The 22,865-nt window shown below is 67.8% G+C and carries 17 protein-coding genes and 4 pseudogenes; 12 read left to right on the forward strand and 9 right to left on the reverse strand.

Annotated features, from left to right (window positions below; translation table 11 throughout):
- Positions 1-4 precede the first annotated feature (4 nt).
- Positions 5-3,106, forward strand: a complete 3,102-nt coding sequence (locus tag ACWD6P_RS17880) for a pPIWI_RE module domain-containing protein (RefSeq protein ID WP_451445045.1) — start codon at positions 5-7, stop codon at positions 3,104-3,106.
- A gap of 331 nt (positions 3,107-3,437) precedes the next feature.
- Here ACWD6P_RS17880 and ACWD6P_RS17885 read toward each other — a convergent pair whose 3' ends face one another.
- From ACWD6P_RS17885 to ACWD6P_RS17905, 5 genes are all read right to left on the reverse strand, one after another.
- Positions 3,438-3,980 carry a restriction endonuclease gene (locus tag ACWD6P_RS17885; protein WP_451445046.1) on the reverse strand — a complete coding sequence of 181 codons (543 nt, stop codon included), beginning with the start codon at positions 3,978-3,980 and terminating at the stop codon, positions 3,438-3,440.
- A gap of 309 nt (positions 3,981-4,289) precedes the next feature.
- Complete coding sequence (locus tag ACWD6P_RS17890; RefSeq protein ID WP_451445047.1) at positions 4,290-4,499, reverse strand: hypothetical protein; 210 nt, start codon at positions 4,497-4,499, stop codon at positions 4,290-4,292.
- Between the two features lie 776 nt (positions 4,500-5,275).
- Positions 5,276-5,605, reverse strand: coding sequence for a hypothetical protein (locus ACWD6P_RS17895; protein ID WP_451445048.1), 330 nt, complete (start codon positions 5,603-5,605; stop codon positions 5,276-5,278).
- 6 nt (positions 5,606-5,611) lie between these two features.
- Entirely contained in the window at positions 5,612-5,995 is a 384-nt protein-coding gene (locus tag ACWD6P_RS17900) for a hypothetical protein (RefSeq protein ID WP_451445049.1), read from the reverse strand.
- 921 nt (positions 5,996-6,916) lie between these two features.
- Positions 6,917-8,551 (reverse strand): class I adenylate-forming enzyme family protein, encoded by a 1,635-nt coding sequence (locus tag ACWD6P_RS17905; protein ID WP_451445050.1) that lies wholly within the window; start codon positions 8,549-8,551, stop codon positions 6,917-6,919.
- Between the two features lie 803 nt (positions 8,552-9,354).
- Here ACWD6P_RS17905 and ACWD6P_RS17910 point away from each other — a divergent pair.
- Both ACWD6P_RS17910 and ACWD6P_RS17915 read left to right on the forward strand, forming a co-directional pair.
- A complete protein-coding gene (locus ACWD6P_RS17910) occupies positions 9,355-10,467 on the forward strand; it encodes an oxygenase MpaB family protein (protein ID WP_451445051.1) in 1,113 nt (370 codons plus the stop codon).
- 398 nt (positions 10,468-10,865) lie between these two features.
- A pseudogene (locus ACWD6P_RS17915) lies at positions 10,866-11,061 on the forward strand (IS5/IS1182 family transposase); the annotation flags it as partial.
- 227 nt (positions 11,062-11,288) lie between these two features.
- On the opposite strand, the gene ACWD6P_RS17920 reads toward ACWD6P_RS17915, so the two are convergent.
- A complete protein-coding gene (locus ACWD6P_RS17920) occupies positions 11,289-11,600 on the reverse strand; it encodes a putative quinol monooxygenase (protein ID WP_451445052.1) in 312 nt (103 codons plus the stop codon).
- A 450-nt stretch (positions 11,601-12,050) separates the two neighbouring features.
- On the opposite strand from ACWD6P_RS17920, the gene ACWD6P_RS17925 reads away from it, so the two are divergent.
- The 5 genes and pseudogenes from ACWD6P_RS17925 to ACWD6P_RS17945 form a co-directional block, all read left to right on the forward strand.
- Positions 12,051-12,494 (forward strand): phage tail protein, encoded by a 444-nt coding sequence (locus tag ACWD6P_RS17925; protein ID WP_451445053.1) that lies wholly within the window; start codon positions 12,051-12,053, stop codon positions 12,492-12,494.
- Between the two features lie 182 nt (positions 12,495-12,676).
- A pseudogene (locus tag ACWD6P_RS17930) lies at positions 12,677-13,813 on the forward strand (transposase); the annotation flags it as partial.
- Between the two features lie 1,065 nt (positions 13,814-14,878).
- Positions 14,879-15,481, forward strand: a complete 603-nt coding sequence (locus tag ACWD6P_RS17935; RefSeq protein WP_451445098.1) for a DUF2238 domain-containing protein — start codon at positions 14,879-14,881, stop codon at positions 15,479-15,481.
- A 172-nt stretch (positions 15,482-15,653) separates the two neighbouring features.
- Entirely contained in the window at positions 15,654-15,989 is a 336-nt protein-coding gene (locus ACWD6P_RS17940; protein ID WP_451445054.1) for an SCO4225 family membrane protein, read from the forward strand.
- Positions 15,990-16,206: 217 nt separating this feature from the next.
- A pseudogene (locus tag ACWD6P_RS17945) lies at positions 16,207-16,401 on the forward strand (tyrosine-type recombinase/integrase); the annotation flags it as partial.
- A 343-nt stretch (positions 16,402-16,744) separates the two neighbouring features.
- Here ACWD6P_RS17945 and ACWD6P_RS17950 read toward each other — a convergent pair.
- Positions 16,745-17,194: an SRPBCC family protein gene (locus ACWD6P_RS17950; RefSeq protein WP_451445055.1), complete on the reverse strand. Its 450-nt coding sequence runs from the start codon at positions 17,192-17,194 to the stop codon at positions 16,745-16,747.
- 393 nt (positions 17,195-17,587) lie between these two features.
- On the opposite strand from ACWD6P_RS17950, the gene ACWD6P_RS17955 reads away from it, so the two are divergent.
- The 4 genes from ACWD6P_RS17955 (at position 17,588) to ACWD6P_RS17970 (ending at position 20,767) form a co-directional block, all read left to right on the forward strand.
- Positions 17,588-18,712, forward strand: a complete 1,125-nt coding sequence (locus ACWD6P_RS17955; protein WP_451445056.1) for a transposase family protein — start codon at positions 17,588-17,590, stop codon at positions 18,710-18,712.
- Positions 18,713-18,872: 160 nt separating this feature from the next.
- Positions 18,873-19,058 carry a hypothetical protein gene (locus ACWD6P_RS17960; RefSeq protein ID WP_451445099.1) on the forward strand — a complete coding sequence of 62 codons (186 nt, stop codon included), beginning with the start codon at positions 18,873-18,875 and terminating at the stop codon, positions 19,056-19,058.
- Positions 19,059-19,266: 208 nt separating this feature from the next.
- A complete protein-coding gene (locus ACWD6P_RS17965) occupies positions 19,267-20,220 on the forward strand; it encodes a phosphotransferase family protein (protein ID WP_451445057.1) in 954 nt (317 codons plus the stop codon).
- A 232-nt stretch (positions 20,221-20,452) separates the two neighbouring features.
- Positions 20,453-20,767 carry a hypothetical protein gene (locus ACWD6P_RS17970; protein WP_451445058.1) on the forward strand — a complete coding sequence of 105 codons (315 nt, stop codon included), beginning with the start codon at positions 20,453-20,455 and terminating at the stop codon, positions 20,765-20,767.
- Here the strand turns inward: ACWD6P_RS17970 and ACWD6P_RS17975 are convergent.
- Both ACWD6P_RS17975 and ACWD6P_RS17980 read right to left on the reverse strand, forming a co-directional pair.
- Positions 20,757-21,214 (reverse strand): annotated as a pseudogene (locus ACWD6P_RS17975) (transposase family protein); the annotation flags it as partial. The gene ACWD6P_RS17970 and the pseudogene ACWD6P_RS17975 sit on opposite strands and share 11 nt — an antisense overlap.
- A gap of 66 nt (positions 21,215-21,280) precedes the next feature.
- Positions 21,281-22,513 carry a cytochrome P450 gene (locus ACWD6P_RS17980; RefSeq protein ID WP_451445059.1) on the reverse strand — a complete coding sequence of 411 codons (1,233 nt, stop codon included), beginning with the start codon at positions 22,511-22,513 and terminating at the stop codon, positions 21,281-21,283.
- Between the last annotated feature and the right edge of the window lie 352 nt (positions 22,514-22,865).

The raw sequence follows: 22,865 nt of genomic DNA on the forward strand, positions 1-22,865 counted from the left end.
GACCATGGCCGCCAAATACCGCTACACCAGCCGGGCCGCCTACCTCCTCAAGCCCGACGCTGCTCCATGGACCGCTCGTTACCGCGCGCTGCCCTCTCCTGAGCAGTGGCACGAGAGCGTCCTGGAACTCTGCAACCTCGGCCGCGCCCCCAAGGCCGAGCCGTACCGCACCGCGCCCGTCGCCCGCTTCAACGGAGTCCTGCAGACCCTCGCCCCCGATCTGATCGTCCGAGGCCGCCCCCGCGACCCGCACCAGCTGGCCGAGGACTTCTGGCTCTACGCCCCGTACGACGTCCCACACCCCCTTCCCGCTGACACCCTTGATCGGCTCAATGGAGCTTGGCTCCAGGACCTCCGCCCCGAACCCGAGCACCACCGCGCAGTCCTGGACACGTACACGGAGCTGCGCGCCTGCCCGCCGCAGTGGCAGGACGTCACCGTTGACCTCCTCGGCTGCCCCACGACCGACGGCGGAACCGCGGCCCCGCGCGACCGGCAGTACCAACTCGCGACCGATGCCCTGGCCCGGCGCATCCTCGCTCTCGGCCCCTACGAACACAGCGCCGGCAGCCTGCACTTCCGCGCCGTGCCGCGAGGCCCGCGCCAGCAAGGAGCGGAGCTCCTCTCGCAGCCTCTCTCGCACGTGGTCAAGGGGTGTGAGTGGTGGTTCTCCGTCGTGATCAACATTTCACTGCACACCGTCCCCTTCGACCCCCGGCCCCGTCTCCACCTGCACACCGGAGTACGCCGCTGGGCGACTCGCCTCGACGCGAAGAAGCAGCGGCTGCGGTTGCCGTACGGCCGCGACACCTCTGTCTATCTGCTGCCCGGCATCCCCTGGCTGCCCGGAACGCCCACCAGCGACCGGTACGCGGTGGCGCGTCTGACCTGGGACCGCGGCACTCAGGACTACGCCTGGAAGAACAACGGACCCGCCCAGATCCTCGGCAGGCTGACGCTCAACCGCCCCTTCCCCGACCCGGTCAGCCTGCTCACCGAACCCGAGGCGTGGATCGGCGACGGGGACGGCACCCGTGCCTCGGTCGTCCACAGCACACACATGGGCGCTCATGGCATCGGTGCCGGCCTTATGTCGCACCAACGTTCACAGATCGTCGAGTGGGCCGAACAGGCGCTGCCCGAGCAGATGCGCCGGGTCCCCTCCCTCAGCCGAGCGAGCGTCGGCAGCAGTGCCCCCGCCAACGCCCGGCCCAAGCCCAAGGCAGCGGAGAAGGCCGCCGAAGCGGAACGCGAAGCCCTCGCCCGCCGAACCGCACTCGCGGTGGCAGCCAGGATCAACGAGGGACAGGACCCCGCCGAGGCAGTCGAGGGAAGCGGAGACGCGTGCCTCGTCGAAGCGCGACTGCTATGGCAGAGCCCTTCGTTCCGGGATGTGGCCATCGAGGCCCTCGCCGATGTCCTCGGGCTGGACGGCGACGGAGGCCGTGCCACCGCCGAGGAGGTGTACGAGCTGGCCGCGCCCGGAAGCCCGGTCATCCTCGAATGGAAGTCCCCGGAACTCACCCTCCGCCTACGCTGCCTGCGCACCACCGGCGGAATCACCGACACCCTGGGCATCGACCCCAAAGCGCGGCCAAGGGGGAAAGCCCTGGAGGCCGGCATCAACACCCGCCGGAAGGCGGCTGAGGCATTCCTCACCGACGACGGAGCCGACCCGCTCCACCCCGGCTTCGCACTCGTGGAGATCGACCGCCAACAGGACTTCGCCCATCGTCTGGACGACCCCAAGTACGCGCTCCGGCTGGGCTGCGCGGACGCGGGTGTGCTCACGCAGTTCGCGCTCGTCCCCAAGAAGGCCAAGGGGCACAACACCGAGAAGAACCTCGCGCACCGGGTCCGTTCGGGATGGGAGGACGCCCTGCGCCAGTACGGTGTCCGCGTCCTGCCTGAGCACACGCTTGGCGAGGCGATTCCTGCGGAACTGCGCTACGTCGCCACGTACATGGTCAAGCGACGCAAGGACGGCCCCACACGGCTTCCCCGCCACACCCCGGTGGCCGTCATGGTCACGCCGCTCGCACCGGGCAGCGGCCTGGCGGCGGTCACCGGCTGGGACGAGCGGACGGGACGCTGGATCCCCTACCCCCAATTCCTGCTTAGCCTGGTCAAGACAGCCGAAATTCCGGAGGTGAGCGAACCCACGGAGACCGAGACCAGTACGGGCATGGATGCCGAAGCCGCCGCTGTCGTACCCCGGCAGCGCTCGAAGTACCGCATCTGGCAACAGAACATGGACGAGCAGCGCAGAGCCACCGCCCGCTACCTCCAGAAGATGGTCCGCTCTCTCCGAGGCCGGCCCACCGCACTGCTGACCCATTCTCAGAACAGTCGGTTGCACTGGCCCTGGCTCCAGGATGGCCGAACCGAACGAGACCTGATCAAGACCGGGCACGCGCAGCCGGTGGGACTCGACCCCGATCTCCGGTTGATACGCGTACGTACCGCAGCGGGTCGGGAGACACCGCAGTGGTGGGGCAACGCCGCTCCCGGCGAGGTCAACGGCTTGCCCCAGGGGCTGTGGGTGGAAGAGGAAGATGCAGTCCGGACCTCAGGGCGGATCTTCTACAGCACCACTCCCAAGGCGGGCACCTTCCGGGACTCCGCCGTCGAGGCCGATAAGATCGCTCCCCGTCCTCTGCGTCAGGGCCCCAACAAGGGCAAACCCACCATCGATACGCACATCCCCGCCTGGAACCCCGGGCTGGTGGAAATCGCGGTCCTGGGCTGTCACCCGGACGCCGGCGACTCGCCCGAAGCCCTCGCCCTCGCGGTGCACCAGCTTCGCCAAGCCCCCGACTACCTGGACGCACTCTCGCTGCCGCTGCCCCTGCACCTGGCGAGCCTCGCCCAGCACTACGTACTGCCGACGGTCGCCGAGGGAGAGGGCGAGGCTGAGGACGCCTCCCCGGAGGAGTCGGCCACTGTCGACGTGGAGGGCAGCGCCAAGGGGCAGCGAGTAGTGGCTGCGCTGGGCGTGATCGCGGCGGGCGCGGACACCGAGCCGGCAGACGTGGACCCGGAATGCGCGGAGGAGCCCGGCCTCGCACAAGCGCCGGAGGACGAGCAGCTCACTCTGTTCTCCTGAGGAGACGGGCGGAGCCGGAATGGACCGTGCTCCGCCCGGCGACATCGATTCAGAATGCGTCCCGCAGGCTTTGGGTGCCGCCCGTGCCGGTGCTCCCGCCGATCGGCGATGGGCGGTCCGCTCGAGTTCGCATCGATCGGTGCTGTGGAGTGCTGAGTGCAACCCGAAGGAGCAGCACGTCCTTCTCCTTCTCCGCCAGTGCATCACCGGCGGCGATGGTCCCGCCGGAGACGGTGGCTTTGACAGCCTCGCTGATCAGGAATCCGATCTTAGGGGAGGCCGTGATCCAGGCCGAGGCTGCATGAGCGGTTGGCGCAGCTGGAGCTTGTGGTCAGTTACCCCAGGGTGGGCGGCCGCCGGAGACCCAGCGGCCGAGGGCGCGGCCGTCGATGAGGCGGAGGGGGTGGTCGAGTTCGGCGTTGGCGCGTTGTGCGTCCGGGGTAAAGGTGCTGGTGGTGATGATGAGGGCTTGGTCGCAGCGGTGGTAAGCGCGGTAGGTGCCATTCACGGCGTAGATGACGGGTGCTCCGACGCGGTTCGATGGTGCGTAGCGCTTGCACTGGATGGCGATGCGGCGGCCGTCGGTGAGTTGGAGGAGGACGTCGAGGGCGCGGTCGTTGGTGCCGCCGGAGACGGTGGCGGTGCGAACGGAGGGGGCGCGGCGGGCGAGGTCGGCGATGGCGTGCTCGAACTGGGTGCCGGTCATGTGCTGGTAGACGGCGATGCTGTGGGTGAACTCCGCCCGGGCAGCGGTAGGCAGCGTGGGCAGCTGGATGCGACCGGTGCGCACGAGGAGAAGGAGAACGGCCCCGGCCACGGCCAGGGCGGCCAGGACACTGGTGGTGACAGGGTATTCGCGGATCGCCGCGATCACAGTCGCCAGGACGATAGCGGCGGCGACGAGGCGGCTGGTTGTGGCCTCACGCCTACGTCGCCGGACAGTGCGGCGCCGGGGCCTCGTGGCGGGCCGACGGGTACGGGTGGATTGGCGTCGTCGAGCCGGTGCGGCCATGCTTCCCCCGGGTGAGCCACTTGGTACTTGCAGTGTGATGCGGCGCGTGCTCGCCGTGAGCGAGCACGGGGCGTTGCGCGATCGCCCGCCGGGTTCCCGCTCCGTGTTCGCTGCGCGGGCGGCTTTGTTGACAATTCGTTCGCTGAGAACCGGCCAGGTGAGCGGCGGCGCTCACTGGCCGGCTCGCGAGAGGCCGTTCACGAGCTGGGTCAGGAAGTCGAGGATTCCGTGCCCTACTGCTGTTGGGGCGATCAGCACCCCGAGCGTTAGCACGATGACTACGGTCAACTTCTCGTCGAACCGGCTTCTGGCCTCCGTACGTCGGCGCAGCCGCAGGATAACGATGACAGCGAGCAGTAACACCACGTTGATCGTCAGCAATCGCCCAGACCTCCCCCGACCATGGCCCTCCTCGCTCCGAGGACAGCCGACGTCCACCCAGCCTTCATGTGTAGTGGGAGCCCGGCAGCGCTGTTCCTGAGTTGCCTGTGATTGGCAACAAACCGCCCTCCTGGCTGGATTCCGCAGGTGAGCGCCTTGCGTCGCCATCCTGGGTGGCCTCACCAATGGCCGCTGCGTCTCAGCTGCGCAGGCTGAGGCGAGGTGCGATGACGACGGCACTTGCACCCGTGCGGCGGAGCCTCGTTGACCCGGCGCGTACACCGTCCCCGGCGAAGACCTAGCGTTCCACAGCCGGTCGCCAGACCTGGCCAATGTCTGCAGCCGGACGTCGGGAGTGACGGTGCACCCCCATCGGCAGTGGCCGCACCTCGCCGACGGCCCGGGCGATGGTCGAGCCGTCCACGGCGAACCAGCAGGCCAGCACATCGTGAGTGGTTCCATGGCGAGATGGACGAGCGTGGCCGGGGAGCCGGTCGACGAACACCAGCCGGCGCTTCGCACCAGCGCCCACAGCCCGCTTCCGTGGCCGGGACACAAGCCTGGCCACGGTGTCGCTCATCCCACAACGGGCCGACTTCAGCGATCACATTGGCTGAGAGACCCGTGCCCCTTCGGTCGACCAGTTGGAAGAGAGGGATCGAGGCCGCTGTCGCTGGCGTACACCCATGCGCTCGAAGGCAAGACGTGCCCCCAGGAGCTGGAGGACTCCGGGGCGACGTAGGCGTCCTCGTCAAATACCCAGTGCGCCAGGTTCATCAACGAGTTGGATTTCCCTGGACGCTGGGAACGAACTTAAGCCCAGCACCACATGCGTAGCCTCGGAAGTTCTTCACGAGCATCTTGTAGATGAGCTCCTTGTAGCGGTCAGCTCGAGAGGTACCAGCCAGGAGGGCAGTTGTGGCCACTGTGACGAGATCCGCAAGTTGAAGGTGATCGACATGATCCGAACGTGTCGTGATGATCGGCAGCAGGACCTGCTTGTTCTCCGGCCGCACGTACTGGGTGCCGTCAGTATCGAGTTCCAGGGCGTCAGCAAGCCAACGTGTCTCATCCGTACGCCTGCCGCCCGGCTGATCGGCGATCATGACGGCCTATGCATTTTCGCCGAGTGCGTAGGTGACCCGCTCGTAGAGATACTTGAGCATCGTGCTCTTGATCTCCTTCTCTGCCATCCGCGCCGGCATCAGATCAGGAGCGCACACAACGACGCATGCCGTCACGCCCAGCTTGATTGCGCTTTCCAGCATGTTCACACGGGCCGTGTGAAGATTGTTCCACTTCTTGTGCAAGGGACCGCCGTTAGGCGACCACTTGAACTCCGTCCCAACAGGTACACCCAAGTTCGCGCGGAGTTGAGACAGCTCCTCGCGAAACGGTTGAAGAGACTGCTGCGGAAAGATGACAGCGCCATAGGCATGGAGCGGCCCCAACCCCCGTCGAGGTACGTCCTCCTGCTTACGTGCGCTGTCGTCCATGAACGCGAAGTACACGTGCTGCCCCCTGGTGCGATTTACCGCACTTCATGTAGCACGGTCACGATGGAGCAATCCATACCTATACCGCCCCCGCCGCGGAACCACCGACCACTCCGCCGGTGCGCAGCCTGGCGAGTTCGCTCAGCGGTTCGCTCGGGAGGTCGTGCGGCCCGTCGAACGGCGCGTTCAACACTGTCGGAATTGTACTGTGGTGCGACAACTGGCATCGGATCTCGACCCCGGGACGCCTGCGGAGGTCTGGACCACGGCGTGCCGCATGACCCCCGGGAGTCGACCTGTTCCCCGGCGTAGCGTCGCCGATGCTGACTTTGTGCTGACTTTGTGCTGACTTGCTGACCTGGAAATGCCCTCTGACCTGCAACGATGCCTTGCCGTGCCTCTTCGGCTTCCACTGGCACCGGAGTTGGGGCAACGTTGCGGGTGCAGTGGGCTGGCCTGCATCTATACAGCTCAGAGGTGGTGCAGGTAGTGCAGGGAGGTTTAGCGCATGTGCACGTGTCGCCCCCTGCCACCACCTCTGGCAGGGGGCATGCTGACTCAATGCTGACTTAGTTGACGATTCGTCGGCCGAATGTGATGTGGTGTCACTTCTCGCAATCTTGCACCTTGAGTCGGGGAATGGGCAGCCTCGCATGCCTGAGCGGTTGAGCTGGCTCGATCTCTACGGCTGACCCTGATGTCAACGCCTGTCCTGAGATTTGTTCGCCGTCCAGGAATGTCGTCGGAGGCGCAATGGCTGAGACTGACTCCTCGTGCTCAGTGCCCCAGTGCCCCGAGCTGACCTCGGGCGGACGCTGGGAGAAGTGGTGATGCCGCGGCCGGTCGAGGTGCGCCACAAAGACCCTGTCTTCCCGGAGCACTTGACCCCGAATCGGCCGGGTTGATCCACAACAACGGAGCCTACGGCGTGTCGAAGGCCCCGCTCGTCCACGCGGCGCGCAGCGCCTTCTTGTCCACCTTGCCGACCTTGGTCGTCGGCAGCTGGTCCAGCAGCACCGTCTTCCGGGGCGTGTACAACTCTCCCAACTCGGCGGTCACCGCCGCACCGACCGCCTCCGGGTCGACGTCACCGCCGCCCTCGGCCGTGGCCAGGAAGATGTGTACGGCCTCCCCGTACTCCTCGTCCGGCACACCCAGCGCCGCCGCGTTGCGCACACCGGGCAGCGTGAGCAGGAAATCCTCCAGGACCCGGGAGTAGACGTTGTCGCTGGTGCGGCCGGTGACGATGATGTCCTTGGCCCGGTCGACGAGATAGAGGTACCCCTCGGCGTCGAGATAACCCATGTCCCCGGTGCGCAGCCAGCCGTCGTGCAGCGCCGCCGCGGTGCGCTCCGGGTCCTCGTAGTAGCCGAGCATCACCGTCTCGCCGCGGACGCACACCTCGCCGACCTGCCTGACGGGCAGTGCCGCCGTGCTGTCTTCACCACGGATCTCGATCTCGACGTCGGATATCGCGCGACCGCAGCTGCGCCAGAGCTCGGGGCGCCGGGCTCCCTCCGAGGCGAGATCCTCCGCACCGAACGCGGTGATACCGAGCGCCTCCGACTGCCCGTAGCCCTGGCTGAGCACGGGCCCGAACACCTCGACCGCCTGCTGCAGCCGACTGGGCGATGTGGCCGCGCCGCCGACGACGATCCGCCGCAGCGCGGGCAGGGCGCCCGGCTCGCACTCCGGGTGGTCGAGAACCGCGTACAGCATCGGCGGTACGAACATGGTGGCGGTGATCCGCTCCTCGCGCAGTACCGTCAGCGCCGCGCCCGCTTCGAACTCGGGCAGCACGACGAGGGCGGACCCCGTCACCAGCGCCTGAATCGAGGTGAGGTGGCCACTGCCGTGCGTGAGCAGCGTGGCGGCGAGCACCCTGTCCGTGCCCTGGTCCATGGCCGGGAAGAACGCGGAGCCGGAGTCCTGCGGGTCGTCTTCCACCAGGTTCACCAGCGCGTCGTAGAGCCGGTGGCTGTGCGCGGCGAGCTTGGGGCGGCCCAGGGTTCCGCCGGTGTAGAGGACGGTGACGGCCTCGTCCGCTCCCGGGGCGGGCACGCCGTCGGGGCGCACGGCCGGGCACTCGGCCGCCACAGCCAGCAGGTCCGTACACCGCTGCTCACAAGGCCCGAGGCTGAGCAGTACGGGGGAGTGGACGCTGCGGCCGGCCGCGTCGGCGGCCCGTTGCGCGAAGAGCGGGTCGGTGACCACGGCGCGCGCCCGGGACTGCTCGACCAGCGCGGCGAGTTCGCCGGGCCCTGGCTCGGGCGGCAGGAACACCACACGGCAGCCGATGAGATGGACGGCGAGCTGCACCAGGACGGAGTCCACGCGGTTGGCCAGGAACAGCCCCACTCCATCGCCGGGCGCGAGCCCCTGCTCGCGCAGTGCGTGCCCCAACCTGAACAGCCGCTGCCGCGCCTCCCCTCTAGTCAGCCGCTGCGTCCCCTGGGCGAGCGCCTCAGCGTCCTCGTCCTTGTGCCAGTGCTCCAGAATGCGGTCCAAGTACGTCCGCGGCTCGGATGTTTCCTGTGCGTTAACAATCACCAACACATCCAAACATGCTGCTCAGAAGCCGTGGCCTCAAGGGGGCCACCTTCGGCCATCAGCTGACGAAGTACCATGCCCCTGCCCATACCTTGATGAATATTCGGTATTCGCAGGTCAGCTGAGCGCTTGAGAGAGCGCACGGAACGCCCGTCATCATGGCGGGGAAACGCTCCCCATGGTGTGGCCCCAGCAGGCCCTTGCACGGAGCCCGACGGGCCGACCGCAAGGTCCGCCCGACGCGCCGCGCGAACCACCGGCCGTTGCCCTGCGGGTGTGGAACTGCCCATGACCAGAATCGTCCATAGACGGCCTCCTGGCCCTACAGGGCGCACAGGCCACCTCACGCGCCTTCAGCAGCCGAATGTTCATCCACGTTTCCATCAAAGCCCCGGTCGGTCTGGTCCACCCTCGGAAAGACAGTTCGGTCGACCGCAGCCTGGAGAGCACCGGACCGGGCCCATATCGGGTGTGGGCGCGGAAGCCGTTCGATCGCGCTGGCCCGACGGCGACGGCGACGACGACAGCAACGGCAACGGCGAGGAGCCGACCGGCCCCGCGAGGAACATTCGATCGGAAAACGGCGCTACCGCGAACGCGGAGAGCCACAGCTAGACGCCGGATCGGCGCAGTGAACACGACCGGAGCGGCGGAGCGTCCCTCCCGTGCAGGCATCTGCGGCCTCCGGACCTGAAGGATAGGTCGTGGTCCTGCACCGCGCTCTCCTCGTACGGGTGACGTTCCCGCTGAAGACCCCTCCGGGCTGGTAGAGGTGGGCGTCGCTCATGACCTACTTCGAGGAGGCTGAAATGCCCGCAGGTGCGTGGACGGACGAGGTGCTGGACGGGATGCGGGGGACCGGCGATGCGGTGGGCGACGCCGCGATCACCGAGACCTACGAGCTGGGGCGGCAGGAAGAGGTACGGCAGGCGCTGCGCGGGTTCGGCAAGAACAGCGAGGCGCTGCCCACCGGCCTGCCGCCCCAGCTCCAGCGCTACTTCGAGCTGAGCTCGGTACTGCCCGAGTGGGCCGATCCGGAGCTGATCGAGCGCGGTCGCGCACTGCTGGGCCGCTACGAGGCGCTGGTCGTCTCGACGCTGCTGTGCGGCTCCCTTCCCCTGTGCTACGGCTGCGGTGACGGGGCCGAGGTGCTTGCACGTTCGCAGCGGCTGACCTCGGGCGTGTACCGGAGGCTGATGGAGACCTCGCAGTTCGTGGTCGACGTCCTGGACGACGGGGGGCTGGGGCCCCGGGGGCGCGGGCTGCGCTCGGCACAGAAGATCCGCCTGCTGCACGCCACCATGAGGTACCACGTCGGCCGTCAGGACGACTGGAACGGGACCTGGGGGCTTCCGGTCAACCAGGAGGACCTGGCTGGGACACTGATGAGCTTCTCCGTCGTCATCCCCCGGGGACTGGCGCGGCTGGGCGTCGAGCTGCCGCGCGAGGAGCGCGACGCCTTCTTCCACGTCTGGCGGGTCGTCGGGCACGTCCTGGGCGTCGACAACCGGCTCAACCCGTCCGCCTTCGACGACGGCGCGGAGCTTTTCGACACCATCCTCCGGCGCCAGCAGAGGTCTTCAGCAGCCGGCACCGCCCTGACCAAGGCGATCCTCGACTTCATCCGTGAGGTGCTGCCCGGACCGGCCTTCTCCGGTGTGGGGCCGACCCTGATCCGACACCTGATCGGAGACCCGGCCGCCGACCTGGTCAAGGTCCCGGCGGCGGACTTCTCCAAGACCGCGCTCCAAGCCGGGTCCGTGATGAACTTCGGCTATGGCAAGACCGGTGACACCGTCCCTCTCGTCGCGAAGGCGGCGAGCGAGCTGGGTCTGGCCGTGTTCAAGAACGGCCTGCGGCTGACCAACAAGGGCCGTCGCTACGAGTGGCAGGTCCCCACCGGCCTGACCGAGCCGGCCTGACCTGAAGCAGGGCGTAGCCCTGACAACTGTCCCGATCTGCATAGGCCTGAGCGGTACGCACGTGCTCATCTGGAACCCGTTCGCCGGCGGCGGATTCTGCGACCGGGTTGCGCGCGGTCGATCACGGCGCGCTCACGGAGGACATCCCGCGACGTCTGGCCGGCTACGCGGCGGAGGAAGCAACGCTCGTCCGTACGTGACGGGTCACGCGCCGGCTGTCCGGCCAGGCAGCGGAGAACCCCGGCAGGTGCCGGGGGCCTCGGCCGTACGGGGTGGGGTCAGCATCGTTCGTTGAGGAGGTTGACGGTGAGGTCCAGGCGGTGCCGGGTGGTCCCGCGCCTATGGAGACCCTGCGGGAAATCTCGATCCGGGTGTTGTCACATCGTGGGGGCAATCTACGTTTGCTGCGGTGGGCGGTTGACGGCACCTGGGAGCGGATCTTCGGAGCGATTCTGGCCGTGGCCGTGGCCGACGCCGAGGGCGACATCAGCTGGACCGCATCGGCGGACTCCCCTGTCTGCCGAGCCCATCAGCATGCCGCAGGTGCCCGGAAAGGGGGTGCCTGAACAAGATGAACCTGCCGATCACGGCCTCTGATAGCGATCTTTGAAATTGGCTCTGGCCGCGATTCCGTGAAACAGCCAATTGCGGAACGGCGGCAGTTGGGACGCTCGATCCCTACCAGCTGCGGCCTGGGTGAGCCTGCTCTGTCGCTCTGTCGCCCTGTCGCCCTGTCGCCCTGTCGCCGCGTTCTCCTGACTCAAGACTGGGTGCTCCCGGGCACGGGTGTCCGCCGAGACCAGTCGAACAGCGTGACAGGTTCACCCAGTTACCGCTTCATGCCTGCTATGTACGCGCATGCTGGGATGCACTTCGCGCTCGATGCGCGGCATGATCTCCGGGATGTAGATCTTCTGGATGGCGTCACCGGCATCGTGAGCCTCCCAGTGGGCGCGGCTGGCCCAGCGCTCGACCAGGACGAAGCGGCTGGAGTCCTCGTGCGACTGGTACGCCTCCCAGCTGACGCAGCCGTCTTCTGCCAGACACAAGGGGCGCATCCGAGACAGGGCATCCGCAACTGGACCGAAGTCGGTGCTCTCGGAGACCCGGATGATGACGATGAGGTCGAACAACTTGCTCCTCAGGGGTGGGCTGAGCCTCCGCCAGCAGCGCGGAGACTCGGACAGCCAGATCAACCAGATCAACCAGATAGGGTAAACGATCTTTCATCGCTTTCTGACCTACAGTTTCACGAAATCACGGTCAGAGCCTTGAAATTCCCCACCCTCGCTCGGGGCCGGACGGACCTGCTCACTCTGCTTCCCCACCTTCGGTGCGCTGAGCTGCGGACGGTCAGTACACGGGAGGAGCCGCCCGATAACCAGCCAGCACCAGGGGCGGGGCGAGCCGTCCAGGGTCTATCAGCATGATGGTTCATTGGGGGGAAATTTTCCCTGCCAATGGGTGGCACTCAAGCAGTCCGATCAGCCTTCAACCTTCAACTTCGTGGCGTGGACAGAATGAAGGCCTTGCGCGTGGCGAGGCCGCCGGCTGCGCCGGCCAGGTACGGAGGAGGAACGGCCATGGCAACCGGAAAGCGGACTGATCCATTCGCCGCGTTTAATTTCACTCTGGACATCGACGGGCTGGCGGGCACACACGGTTTCTCCGAGTGCAGCGGGGCCAACACCGAGCAGGACGTGATTGAGTACCGCGAGGGCAACATGGATTTTTCGGTCACCAAGCTCCCAGGGTTGAAGAAGTTCGGTGAAATCACGCTCAAGCGCGGCTTCACCACCAACCGCGAGCTGTGGGACTGGCGGCGGGCCGTGTTGGAGGGCACTGTGATTCGCCGCAGCGGCCACATCGTGCTCAACGACGAGGCCGGCAAACCGGCGTTGCGATGGAAGTTCACCAACAGCTGGCCCAAGCACTACTCGGCACCGTCGCTCAGCGGTACTGCCACCGAGGTTGCCATTGAGGAGTTGGTGTTGGTAGTGGAGAGCTTTGAGCTGGACCCTGCGTGACCGCTGCGGCGCGCCAGTCGGCCTCGCCGAGGTCAAACCCGGTGCGCTGCGGGTGCTGAATATCCCAGCTGCCCTGCGAAGCCCCTCGGGGTAAACCGCAGTTCAACCCAGCCACGGCAGCGTGCAAGGAGGCAGCTGCTTGACGTCGATCCCCGGGGAGGTCTCCGCGGGCACATCCAGGGCACAGCAGCGGGCACGGTGCCATGAACGACGCGTTGAACCGCGGGAACGTTGACGTGCCCCGGCTGCGGCAGGTGCTGGCCGGTCTGCCTCAGCCTCAGCCTCAGGCTGCCGACGGGCGCCTGGTGCTGGCCGTCGATGTCAGTCGCTGGCTCCGCCCAGACGCCCCGACCAGCGCCGACCGCCTGCTCTGCCACGTGTACGGACGCAACAGCCGCTCCTCGGACCAGCTCATTCCCGGCTGGCCGTACTCCTTCGTCAGCTGTCCTGGAGGCCGGCCGCACGTCCTGGTGCCAGCTCCTGGACGCCGTGTGCCTGAGCCCGGCCGACGATGTCGCCGAGGCCACTGCGGCCCAGCTCCGTCGGGTGGACGAGGACCTCATCGAGATGGGCCAGTGGCACCGGGGCGACCGCGACATCCTGATCGTCTTCGATGCCGGCCGGGTACGACGCCCCGCGCATGGCCCATCTCCTGTGCGGGCTGCCGGTGGAGGTCCCTGGGCGGATGCGCTCGGACCGGGTGATGCGCAAGCCGGTCCCGGTACCGTGGATCTCGCCGCCGCAGGGCGGGCGGCCCCCGGAGCATGGCAAGGGATTCCGCTTCGCCAAGCCGGAGACGTGGGGCGAGCCGGGCGTGACAACGAAGCAGGTCACTGACCGGTACGTCGCCGCCCGCGGCGATGGCTTGGGACCGTATCCACCCCGGCTGACCACCCGCTCCGCGTCGATCGACCACACCGGTGAACTTCCCATCATCGAGGGCACCTTGATCCGCCTGGAGGTCGACCGTCTGCCCGGCGGCAACGACCCGCTTCCGCTGTGGCCGTGGTCGTCCGCCACCGGCCTGACCAGCGAGGACGTCGACGTGTGCTGGCAGGTATTCCTGCAGAGGCCCGACCTGGAACAAACCTTCCGCATGATTAAGCAGACCCTGGGCTGGACTCGCCCGAAGCTCCGCCCCCCGAGGCCGGCGACCGCTGGACGTGGTTGGTTATCGCCGCCCACACCCAGCTGAGGCTCGTCCGGCAGGCCGCCGTCGACTTGCGGCGGCCCTGGGAGAAGCCGGCCGAGCCCGGCCGGCTCACCCCTGCCCCGGTCCACGGGGGTTCCGGCACCTCAGCCCGCACCTTGTCTGGCCGACCCTTTTGGCTGCCAAGGCAGGACTTCAGTGTGGACGGGGCACGGACTTCGACGCCGTCCGCAATCGTGCCCTGTCATGGCACGCGAGCCGCACACGCCCTGGAAGTGGTCTATCCAACGAACAAGTCCAGGCTGCTGACCTGGGACTCTGCGGCGCAGCGAGTTTCGGGAATCGAACCCGCGCTCTGAGCTTGGGCTTGGGAATCACAGAGGATTTGGGTGTGTCACCGCAGGTCAGAGGCCGTGGCGTTGTCAGGCGCGGCCTGCCGGGGCTGTTGTCTGCGCCCCGGTTGTCCGCGGCTGACCGCCTCTACTGGTGCGGTAGTGGTGCGAGACGGATAAATGCCGCTGTGGTGCGGCTGCTAGGAGCGGCCAGACTCCTGCGGGTCGGGAGGTCGCTAGCCAGCAGTCGTAGCGGGGCGGACTTGAACCGGCCACCGCTTCGTCCCGAATGAAGTAAATGAAGGACGGGCAAGATCCTTACCTGCGTGTTCTGATATCTGCCCAGGTCAGAGGGTCGCCGTGGGTTGGTCTGCCGTGGTGTCGCAGGGAATCTGGGAGAAGGCCTGCTCCCAGATTTCTTCCAGGGAGCGGAGGCCGACTGTCTGTCGACGCAGCGCTCACGGGCTGAGCACCCGCCGGGGCGGGCCGCTGTCGGCTCTGTCCGTGGGGAGAGGGGCCCATGGTCCGTGAGGACGATACGGTCACTGCGGGTCTGCCCTTCGGCAGGCCGCGCATCCCCGGGACCTGAGAGCGACATGTAGGGGGCGCGCCGCGGCCACAATGGTCCGGAGTGGCTTTCCAGCCTTTCCAGCCTGTCAGGGGTACCCATGTCGCAGCCCGCCGCACTGTATGCGGCGGTCGGCTCGTGGCGGGCGGGCGAACCCTGAGTCGACGGGGCGTCGTGGCCGAGGTGAAGCAGTGCCGCGGCTTCGACTGGCCGTGGCAGGGAGAAATGAGTAGCGGTACTCAGTCGGCCGTTCACTGTCGTGGCCATGCTGTGGATGCCCGCCGCTGACGAAGGAGCGTCACCCATGCCGAACAGCGCTGCGCACTCCATGCTGATGCGTGTGGTGCGGCCCGCCGCCGCCCCTGTTGTCATCCTCGCCGGTCTTGCCGTATCCGGGCTGAGCCCTTACGACCGCGTCACCTGGTTCCTGGAGATCTTCTGGGTAGCGGTAGGCGTTCCCCTCGTCATGCTGATGTGGCGGCGGTTCCCTCTCACCGGGCTGCTGTGCGGTCTGCTCACCTTGCACGCACTCGTTCTGTGCCTGGGCGGCCACTACACCTACGCCCGGGTTCCGCTGGGGGAATGGCTGCAGGGCTGGCTTGGGCTCTCCCGCAACCCGTACGACAGAATCGGTCACCTGCTGCAGGGGTTCGCGCCGGCCATTCTCTGGCGGGAGGTGCTGAGCCGGACCTCGCCGCTGCGCGGCAGCCGCTGGCTCGCCCCGCTGACCGTCTGCGCCTGCCTGGCGTTCAGCGCGCTCTACGAGCTGCTCGAATGGGCTGCCGCCGTGATCGGAGGGGACGGGGCGGATGCCTTCCTGGGTACTCAGGGTGATGTGTGGGACACCCAGTGGGACATGTTCTGTGCCTTCATCGGGGCGGTGATGGCCCTGCTCCTGCTCAGTCGGGCTCACGACCGGCAGCTGGCCGCCCGGTAGCCGCCCCGCCGCGCCGGTCCGCCTACCCGAAGCCTCTTCGAGCCCGGGCCAGGCGTGGGTCACGGGGCGGGGCTGCTACTCAGCGCCGCCTAAGTATCGGTACTCATGTGGATCCGGCCAGTCCACTTACGATGCAGAGAACCAAGCGACACCGAATCTGCTGGGGAAGACCATGAACTCTGGACGACTGCGCTCAATAGCGCGGGTGACCTTCGGCAACCGCGTCTCGCAGGCCTATCTCGCGCTGGTCGCCGCCGCGACCATCTTCCTCCTGCTCGGCGGTAGCACTGACTCTCCCGCCGGGTTGTCGATACTCGCCGTCGCCATGCCGACGATCTTGATCATGCTCCTGGCCGAAGCCCTCTTCTCGGACTTCGGTTCCACGCCGTCTTGGATCGCCTGCGCTTCCGCGGTGGCTTCCGTACTCATCCAGTCGTGGTTCATAGGCACCATCGCCTCCCGCGCTCGCACGGGCCAGTGGCTCCCGGCATGGCCCCAGGCGAAGTGACCGCCTTGCTCCCGCGGCCGCTGCGCGGCACAGTGCGTCCCTGATAGGGCTCCCTGAATTTCCCCACCCCCTGCTCAGGCACAGGACAGACCTGCTCGCCAAGGTTCCCCACCCCTTGCGGTGCCGGCCTGCGACTGGCCGCCACAGCGGAGGGGCTGGCTGATGGCCAGCCAGCACCACTTCCGGGCCGAACTGTCCAGGGTGAGCGCAGCTCCTGCGCTGGCGGCTGATGATCCTCCTCGGCGCATTCGCCTCGATGCGCCCGGAGGAGCTGGCGGAGCTGCGCCGCAAGGTCGTCGACCTGGACGGGGGATCGATCTGTGTCAAACGTGCCGCTCCCGAGTTGACCGCTGGCAAGCGGGTACTCGGCGACCCCAAGTCCCGTGCTGGCAAACGGGAGATCGTGCTGCCTCAGTAACCTCACCGCGGTGAGCTGGCGCTGAGGGCGGCACCCCTTCGTGGCTGACGGGCCGGCCCCGTACGAGCGGCGAGCGGCCCGACGCGCGGAACACGAAGAAGGGCCGGAGGTCCGCGAGCAGCGCTGGTCGCGGGCCTCCGCAGCGCGAACCGTACGGGGCGAGGCCGCCTGGCTTCGTTCACTTCAAACGGCAGCGTTTGTCCACCGGTTTGGGAGTCAGTTGGCGATCGGCGGCGGCGTGAATGTCCCTGGGAAATGACGTCACGGCGTGGGATGGCCCGCCGCCCGCGAGGGGACACTATTGGTCAATTCGGGCCCTGGTGCTCTGTCCCACCGATCAGTCGAAAGTGCTGGCCAGGTAGGCGTTGCGGATTCTGATGAGGTGGGGCATGTACCGGCTCAGGAGGAGTCTGTCGACGATGCGTCCGACAGGCCCCAGAGGAGAAGCGAAGTCGATGACGTCTCGCATGATGGTGCCGCCAGCGCCGTCCGGCTCGAAGAGGTGGGCGTGGCGCCATCGTTTGAAGGGTCCGGACTCCTGCTCGTCCACGAAACATCGGGGCCGGTCGTAGGAGGTGATGCGGGCCTTGAGTCGCCAGGTCAGGCCGAGATGGCGGGCCTGGAAGGTCACCGTGTCACCGAGCGCCAGCTCGCCCCGGGTTTTGCCGCCAACCGCTCGCTCCGACGAATCGGCCATCGAGCGGGTGTGCGCCTCCACGTCCAGGCATACCGCGAACACCTGGTCCGGAGGTGCGGCGACGGCGGTCACGACCTCGAAGTGCTGCACAGGCTCACCCTAGACGCTGGGCATGCCGGGGCCATTGCCAGGGTCGAACGCATGTCTCATCTCAGGCTCGGCGGCGCTTCTCCAGGTGCGCGCGAGGCGGTGGCGCAATGGCTGCCGCCTCCCCTGGCAAGCACCCCGCTGATCGCAAAACTCGTGAACATCACCCGGCCGTGGATCCGGGTGGCACCCAAACCCGCGTACAACCGCTCTCATGACTCGGTTCTGGCACGGATCTTGGGGAGCGGTTGCGGAGCGTCACGGCAGCGTTCGATTGTGGGAGTCGAGTTCGTGTGAGCCCGCGCATCCTATGCCGTCTTCCATGCCGAATTGACGCTCCATCAGGTCAGGAGGGATGTCCGCCGTGATTGGCCGTGGACGGTGACAGTTCTGGTCATGCAGACCGACATGCTGTTCTGGGAGTCTCTCGTGTTCGACGGGATCGACGACGTGGACGTCGAAGCGGCGACAGCCGCCTTCGGCACGGTCGAGGTGACGGCGCGAGGCCGGGCGGCCGCGGCGACATGCCCCGACTGCGGCCACTTATCGGGCCGGGTGCACGACTCCTACCGGCGCAGGCTGAAAGACCTTCCGCTCGGCGGGCAGAGCGTCATGATCCGGCTGACGGTCCGGCGCTTCATCTGCGATGCGGGCGACTGCTCGCATCGTACCTTCGCCGAGCCGTTCGCCCAGCTGGCCCGCCCGTACGCGCGCTTCACCACGCGCCTCAATCACCTCTTGCAACGGGTCGGGCTCGCGCTCGCCGGACGGGCCGGCGCCCGCCTGGCGAGTCAGCCGGGCACTAGCGCGGGGCGGATGACGTTGCTCCGCAGGGTCGTGGCGCTGCCGGACCGGCTGTTCAGCACGCCGCGTGTGCTGGGCGTGGACGACTTTGCGACCCGCGGAGGGCAGATCTACTCCACCGTCTTGACCTGTGGAGAAACCCATCGCGTGGTCGATGTGCTCCCGACCCGCACGGCCGGACCGCTGGCCGCCTGGCCCACCGCCCACCCCGGCGTGGAGATCATCTGCCGGGGCCGGGCCGTGGATACCTGCGTCGCCGCCTACCGCGAGTGCCTGCGCACCCCGATGTCAGACGAGCCGCCTTCCAGCATTCCGCAGGCTGCCCCGGCGCCCCTCCGCCCGGAACCGGCCGGCCGACGGGCCCAGAGCAAGAAGGCCGCGCACGCCCTGGTCCACGAGCTCCTCGCCCAAGGCCGCTCCCGCCGGGCGATCGCCCGGCACCTGGGTTGGGGCCTCAACACCGTGCTGCGCTATGCGAGCGCGACCCGCTGGCAGGACACCTTCCGCGACAACCGGCCCGCCCCAGTCGTCTGGAACCCCATAAGTCCCACCTGGACCGCCGGTTCACCGAGGGCAGCACGAGTGTCACCCAGCTCCACCGTGAGTTGGTCGCCCAGGGCGCCCCGGTCATCTACGGCATGGTCCGCGCTTACATCGCCACCTTGCGCGCTGTCCCGCCGGACGCTCCGCCCCCGCCGCCGTCCGTGCGGAAAGTAACCGGCTGGCTTACCCGTCACCCCATCTCCCTCAGCGAGGAGGACCGAGCGGGCTTGAAGGACGTTCTGGCCCGCTGCCCCGAACTGGACACCGTCGCCGGGCCACCGACCGCCTCGGCGGCACCCTCCCTGCCTGGATCGACGCCGTCGATGCCAGTCAGCTGCCCGGCCTCACCGGCTTCGCCCTCCGCCTGCACCGCGACTTCGACGCTGTGACCGCCGGACTCACCCTGGGTTGGAGCTCTGGTGCCACCGAAGGTGCCGTGAACCGTATCAAGAAGATCAAAAGGCAGCTCTACGGCCGAGCTGGATTCGAACTACTCCGCAAGATGATCCTGCTTCAGTGACCGTCGGTGAGGCTCCCGGTGATCATTGCCAGTGTCCGCTGACGGGGTCTTTCCAGGCTGTGGCCACGGCTCGATGCGGGGGCCTGAACGGTGTCTGCGGCAGCTGCGAGATGTGCCGTTGAGGGGCACGACGAACAGAGCAGGGTTGCCATCGCCCACCAACGAAAGGCTTTTGCGCGTGCCGTCGTCCGAATGGTGGGGTGGCACTGTGACCAACCACGATGAGGCAGCGGCTGTCCGACCGTTGACACTGGCTTGGGTGAGCCAGCACCTGGAGGTCGGCGAAAGGATCGTCAAAACCGAGGCGCTGCACGGCGGCATCACTGCCGAAATGCGGAGGCTGACCATCGGCACGAGGGACGGAGGCACCCGTGATCTGGTGCTGCGGACCTTCGTCGACGTGGAGCACGCCGAGGACTGGCTGAACAGGGAGGCTGGCGCCCTGACCCTGCTCACGGGGACCGGCGTGCCGGCTCCTGGACTGGTCGCGGTTGATCCGACCGCCGCGTATTGCGAGTATCCGTCACTCCTGATGACACATCTGGCGGGCCGGACAGTCCTCGACGATGAGGGATTGGAGGCGCGCGTTCCTCTGCTGGCCCGTCAACTAGTGGCGATCCACGCGTTGCGACCCGTGGAGCGGCCCCGGGGGTATGTGGCGTTGACGACCGCCGACACCGTCGTGGTTCCGAAGGGCGCCGACGCGGCGGCATGGGACGCGGCGATCGACGTGATCCGCAGGCCCGCGCCGCCCTATGAAGGGCGATTCCTGCACCGGGACTTCCAGCCCGGCAACGTGCTGTTTGACGTGCCGCGCTCAAGGCCGGCAGGTGCCCGGATCACCGGCGTCGTCGACTGGGCAGCGACCTCCTGGGGCCCGGCGGATCTCGATGTGGCGCACTGCTCGACCAATCTCGCGTTGCTGCACGGCCCGGCGTGGGGTCTGCGGTTCGCTGAGGCGTATGAGGAGGCCGGCGGGGTGCTGGCAGCGGCCGCGAGTGAGCGGCTGTACTGGCAGGTGCGGGACGGGCTGGCGTGCTCAGAAGAAGTGCGGTTGGTGGCGCAGCCATGGCGTGAGGCAGGGAGGACAGACCTGACGGCGCGAGCCGTGGAGGAGCGGCTGGATGAGTACGTCACCGCCCTAATGAACGCGCTGGGCTGAGCCAAGGCGGCCCGGGGCGCGGCCCCGGCGGCGAACCGCCATTGCCTGTGCCCTACCTCGATTCGAGCAGCGGTGTCATCCGCCGTGACCACTCCCCAAGATTCGTGCCAGAACCCATGACGCGCGAATAAAGCCAGCCGCCCTGCTGGGGGTTGTCCCGTAACGGAGGTTGATGCCTCAGGGCATACTGGCGCTCGTTGTTGCCGTGGGCCGGATCCGGGAGGGAGACTCAGTGCCTGAGCTGCGGTGTGAAGCGGTTCGCTGGGTGAATGACGAGCCGTTTCCCGGCATCGTCGAGGTTCAGTTCGTTGACGCCGCTGGGGACCGCTGGTCCTTGTTCGACAAGACACCGATCTTCACTCGGTCCGCTGCGTTGACCCCCGACTCGTTCTACCCGGTACAGGTCACGGTGGCGTGCATAATCCTGGACGGCGCTATGCGGCCCGCCGACGACGAGTTCGTGGCGGTCTCCCTCGCGCCGGACGGGGTCACGACGCCGGACGGACGGGACACCTTCACCGTGAGCCGAGGCCAGCTCATCCTGTGAGGGCAAGATTGCGGAGTCGGGCGAGCCGAGCATGGCCTGGTGGACGCCGCTCCCCTTGAGCCGACAATCCCGCAGGACCTTCCAGTTCTTCAGTCGTGACAGGGCATGTTCGACGCGAGCGCGGGCTTTGCGGTGGACTCTGTTCTCGGTCTCCTGCTGACGGCTAAGGCGCTGTTGGTCTGGTCGTTTGCGGTGCGGAATGAGGGCTGTGGTGCCCTGATAGCCGCCGACCGTGGGCGGTGACTGGGGCCCCACGGCAGGCCCGGCTGGCACCGGACTCGGTGAATGCCCGGCAGTCGTTGCGGCTGCCGGGCAGTGGGTTTCCGACAGCTACCACCAGGCGGCTGTTGGCGTCGATTACGACTTGCAGGTTGGTCGAGTATCGATAGTTCTTGCTCGACGCGAGACGCTACGGTCGCGAGTCGGCACCAGCGTGCCGTCCACGATGTACAACAGGCTCCCAACCAGCACCGATGGCGAACTGCGACTCGAGTACTCAGGCCCTCCGGCTTCTCACCAGGTGACCGGGACGGCTGTGGGCCCGGCGTCGGTCTGGCCGGTGGCCCAGACGAGGTCGTCGACGGGAACCTGGAGCCGCAGGCCCGGCAGCCGGCGGGCGAGAGCGCCGAATGCGGCGCCGAGTTCGATGCGGGCAAGAGCGGCGCCGAGGCAGTGGTGTGCCCCGCGGCCGAAGGCCAGGTGCGGGCTTGTCGGCTGCCGCCCTGGAAGGAACCGACCTGGCAGGAACCGGTCGGGCAGGAACCGGTCGGGCTGGGGGAAGTGCCGAGCATCGCGGTGGGCTGCCTCAAGCCGGACCAGCACCAGGTCCCCGGCCGTGATCGAGGCGCCGGCCAACCCCACGTCCTGCTGGGCCCAGCGGGGAAAGGGCTCGGCGGTCATCCCGGCCTGCCGGCGCAGGGCTTCTTCCACGGCTGCCTCCCTGCGTTCGGGGTCATCGGCGATCGCGCCGAGGTGCTCTTCGCCGATGAGCTGGATCACGCCGACCGCGATGGCGTTGCGTGTCGAGACGTAGCCTGCGGCGACCAGAGTGGTGGTCATGGCGACGAGCTCGTCGTCGCTGAGCCGGCCATCGTCCGCGTCGCGCACCGCGATCAAGCTGCTGAGGAGGTCGTCGGCGGGAAGGCGGCGCTTGGTGGCGACCAGCCCGGCGGTGTATTCGGTCAGCTCCTTCCACGCCCGCACTGCCGCCGCCACGCTCTCCCCCTGGTCGGAGGCGAGGAAGTCCGCCGTGCTGGCGGTGTCAGCAAGCGCCGCGAAGCGTTCGCGGTCCTCGATCGCCACGCCGAGCAGGTCGCCTATCACCCGCAATGGCAAGGGGGCGGCAAGTTCCGCCACCAGATCGGCGGGCGGGCCGGCGGCGGCCAGGCCCTCGATGAGCCCGGTGGCCAGCTCCTCGATGGCCGGGCGGAGCGCGGCGACGTTTCGAGGGGTGAAGGATTTCGCCACCAGTCGGCGCAGGCGGGCGTGGGCCTCGCCGTCCTGGAAGAGGGTGTGCTCGCCAGGGGATTCGGCGCGCGGCGGGACCATTCCGAACCGCGGGTCGGAGAGTACCGTCGTCGCCGCCTCGTACGAGGTGACCAGCCATGCCCGCTGTCCGTCGGGGGTGATCACGGGGGCTACGGGCGCGCTGACGCGCAGCTCCGCGTACTCCGGGGGCGGCTTCAGCGGGCCGGGCCGCTCGAACGGCAGGGTTCGTACGGCGGCGGGCGTGACGGGCTCGTTCATCTGCGGCGTCTCCTGGGCGTCAGCGTGGGCTCGTATGTCTCTGATACGCCCCAGTAGGCAGGTTGACGTCGCGACAAGGTCAACCCTGCGCCCGGTCACGATCGCCATGCCGGTGACGTCCCGCCGCCTGGAGCCGAGTTGGAGCTGGTCGGGCCCCGCGCTTTATGTGCGCCCAAACTGGAGGTGGATCGGCGTCTTCACGATCAGGCATTGGCCAGGAGCTCAGCCTGCAGGTCAGTGCACCAGCCCCTCACCAAACAGGTCACCAGTGGGGGCTTCAAGTTGAGCGTCCGTGTTGGCTACACCCGCTCGTACCCGACGTCGGCGTCCGTGCTGCTTGCGGCAAGTTAGC

The organism is Streptomyces sp. NPDC002446, assembly GCF_053595675.1.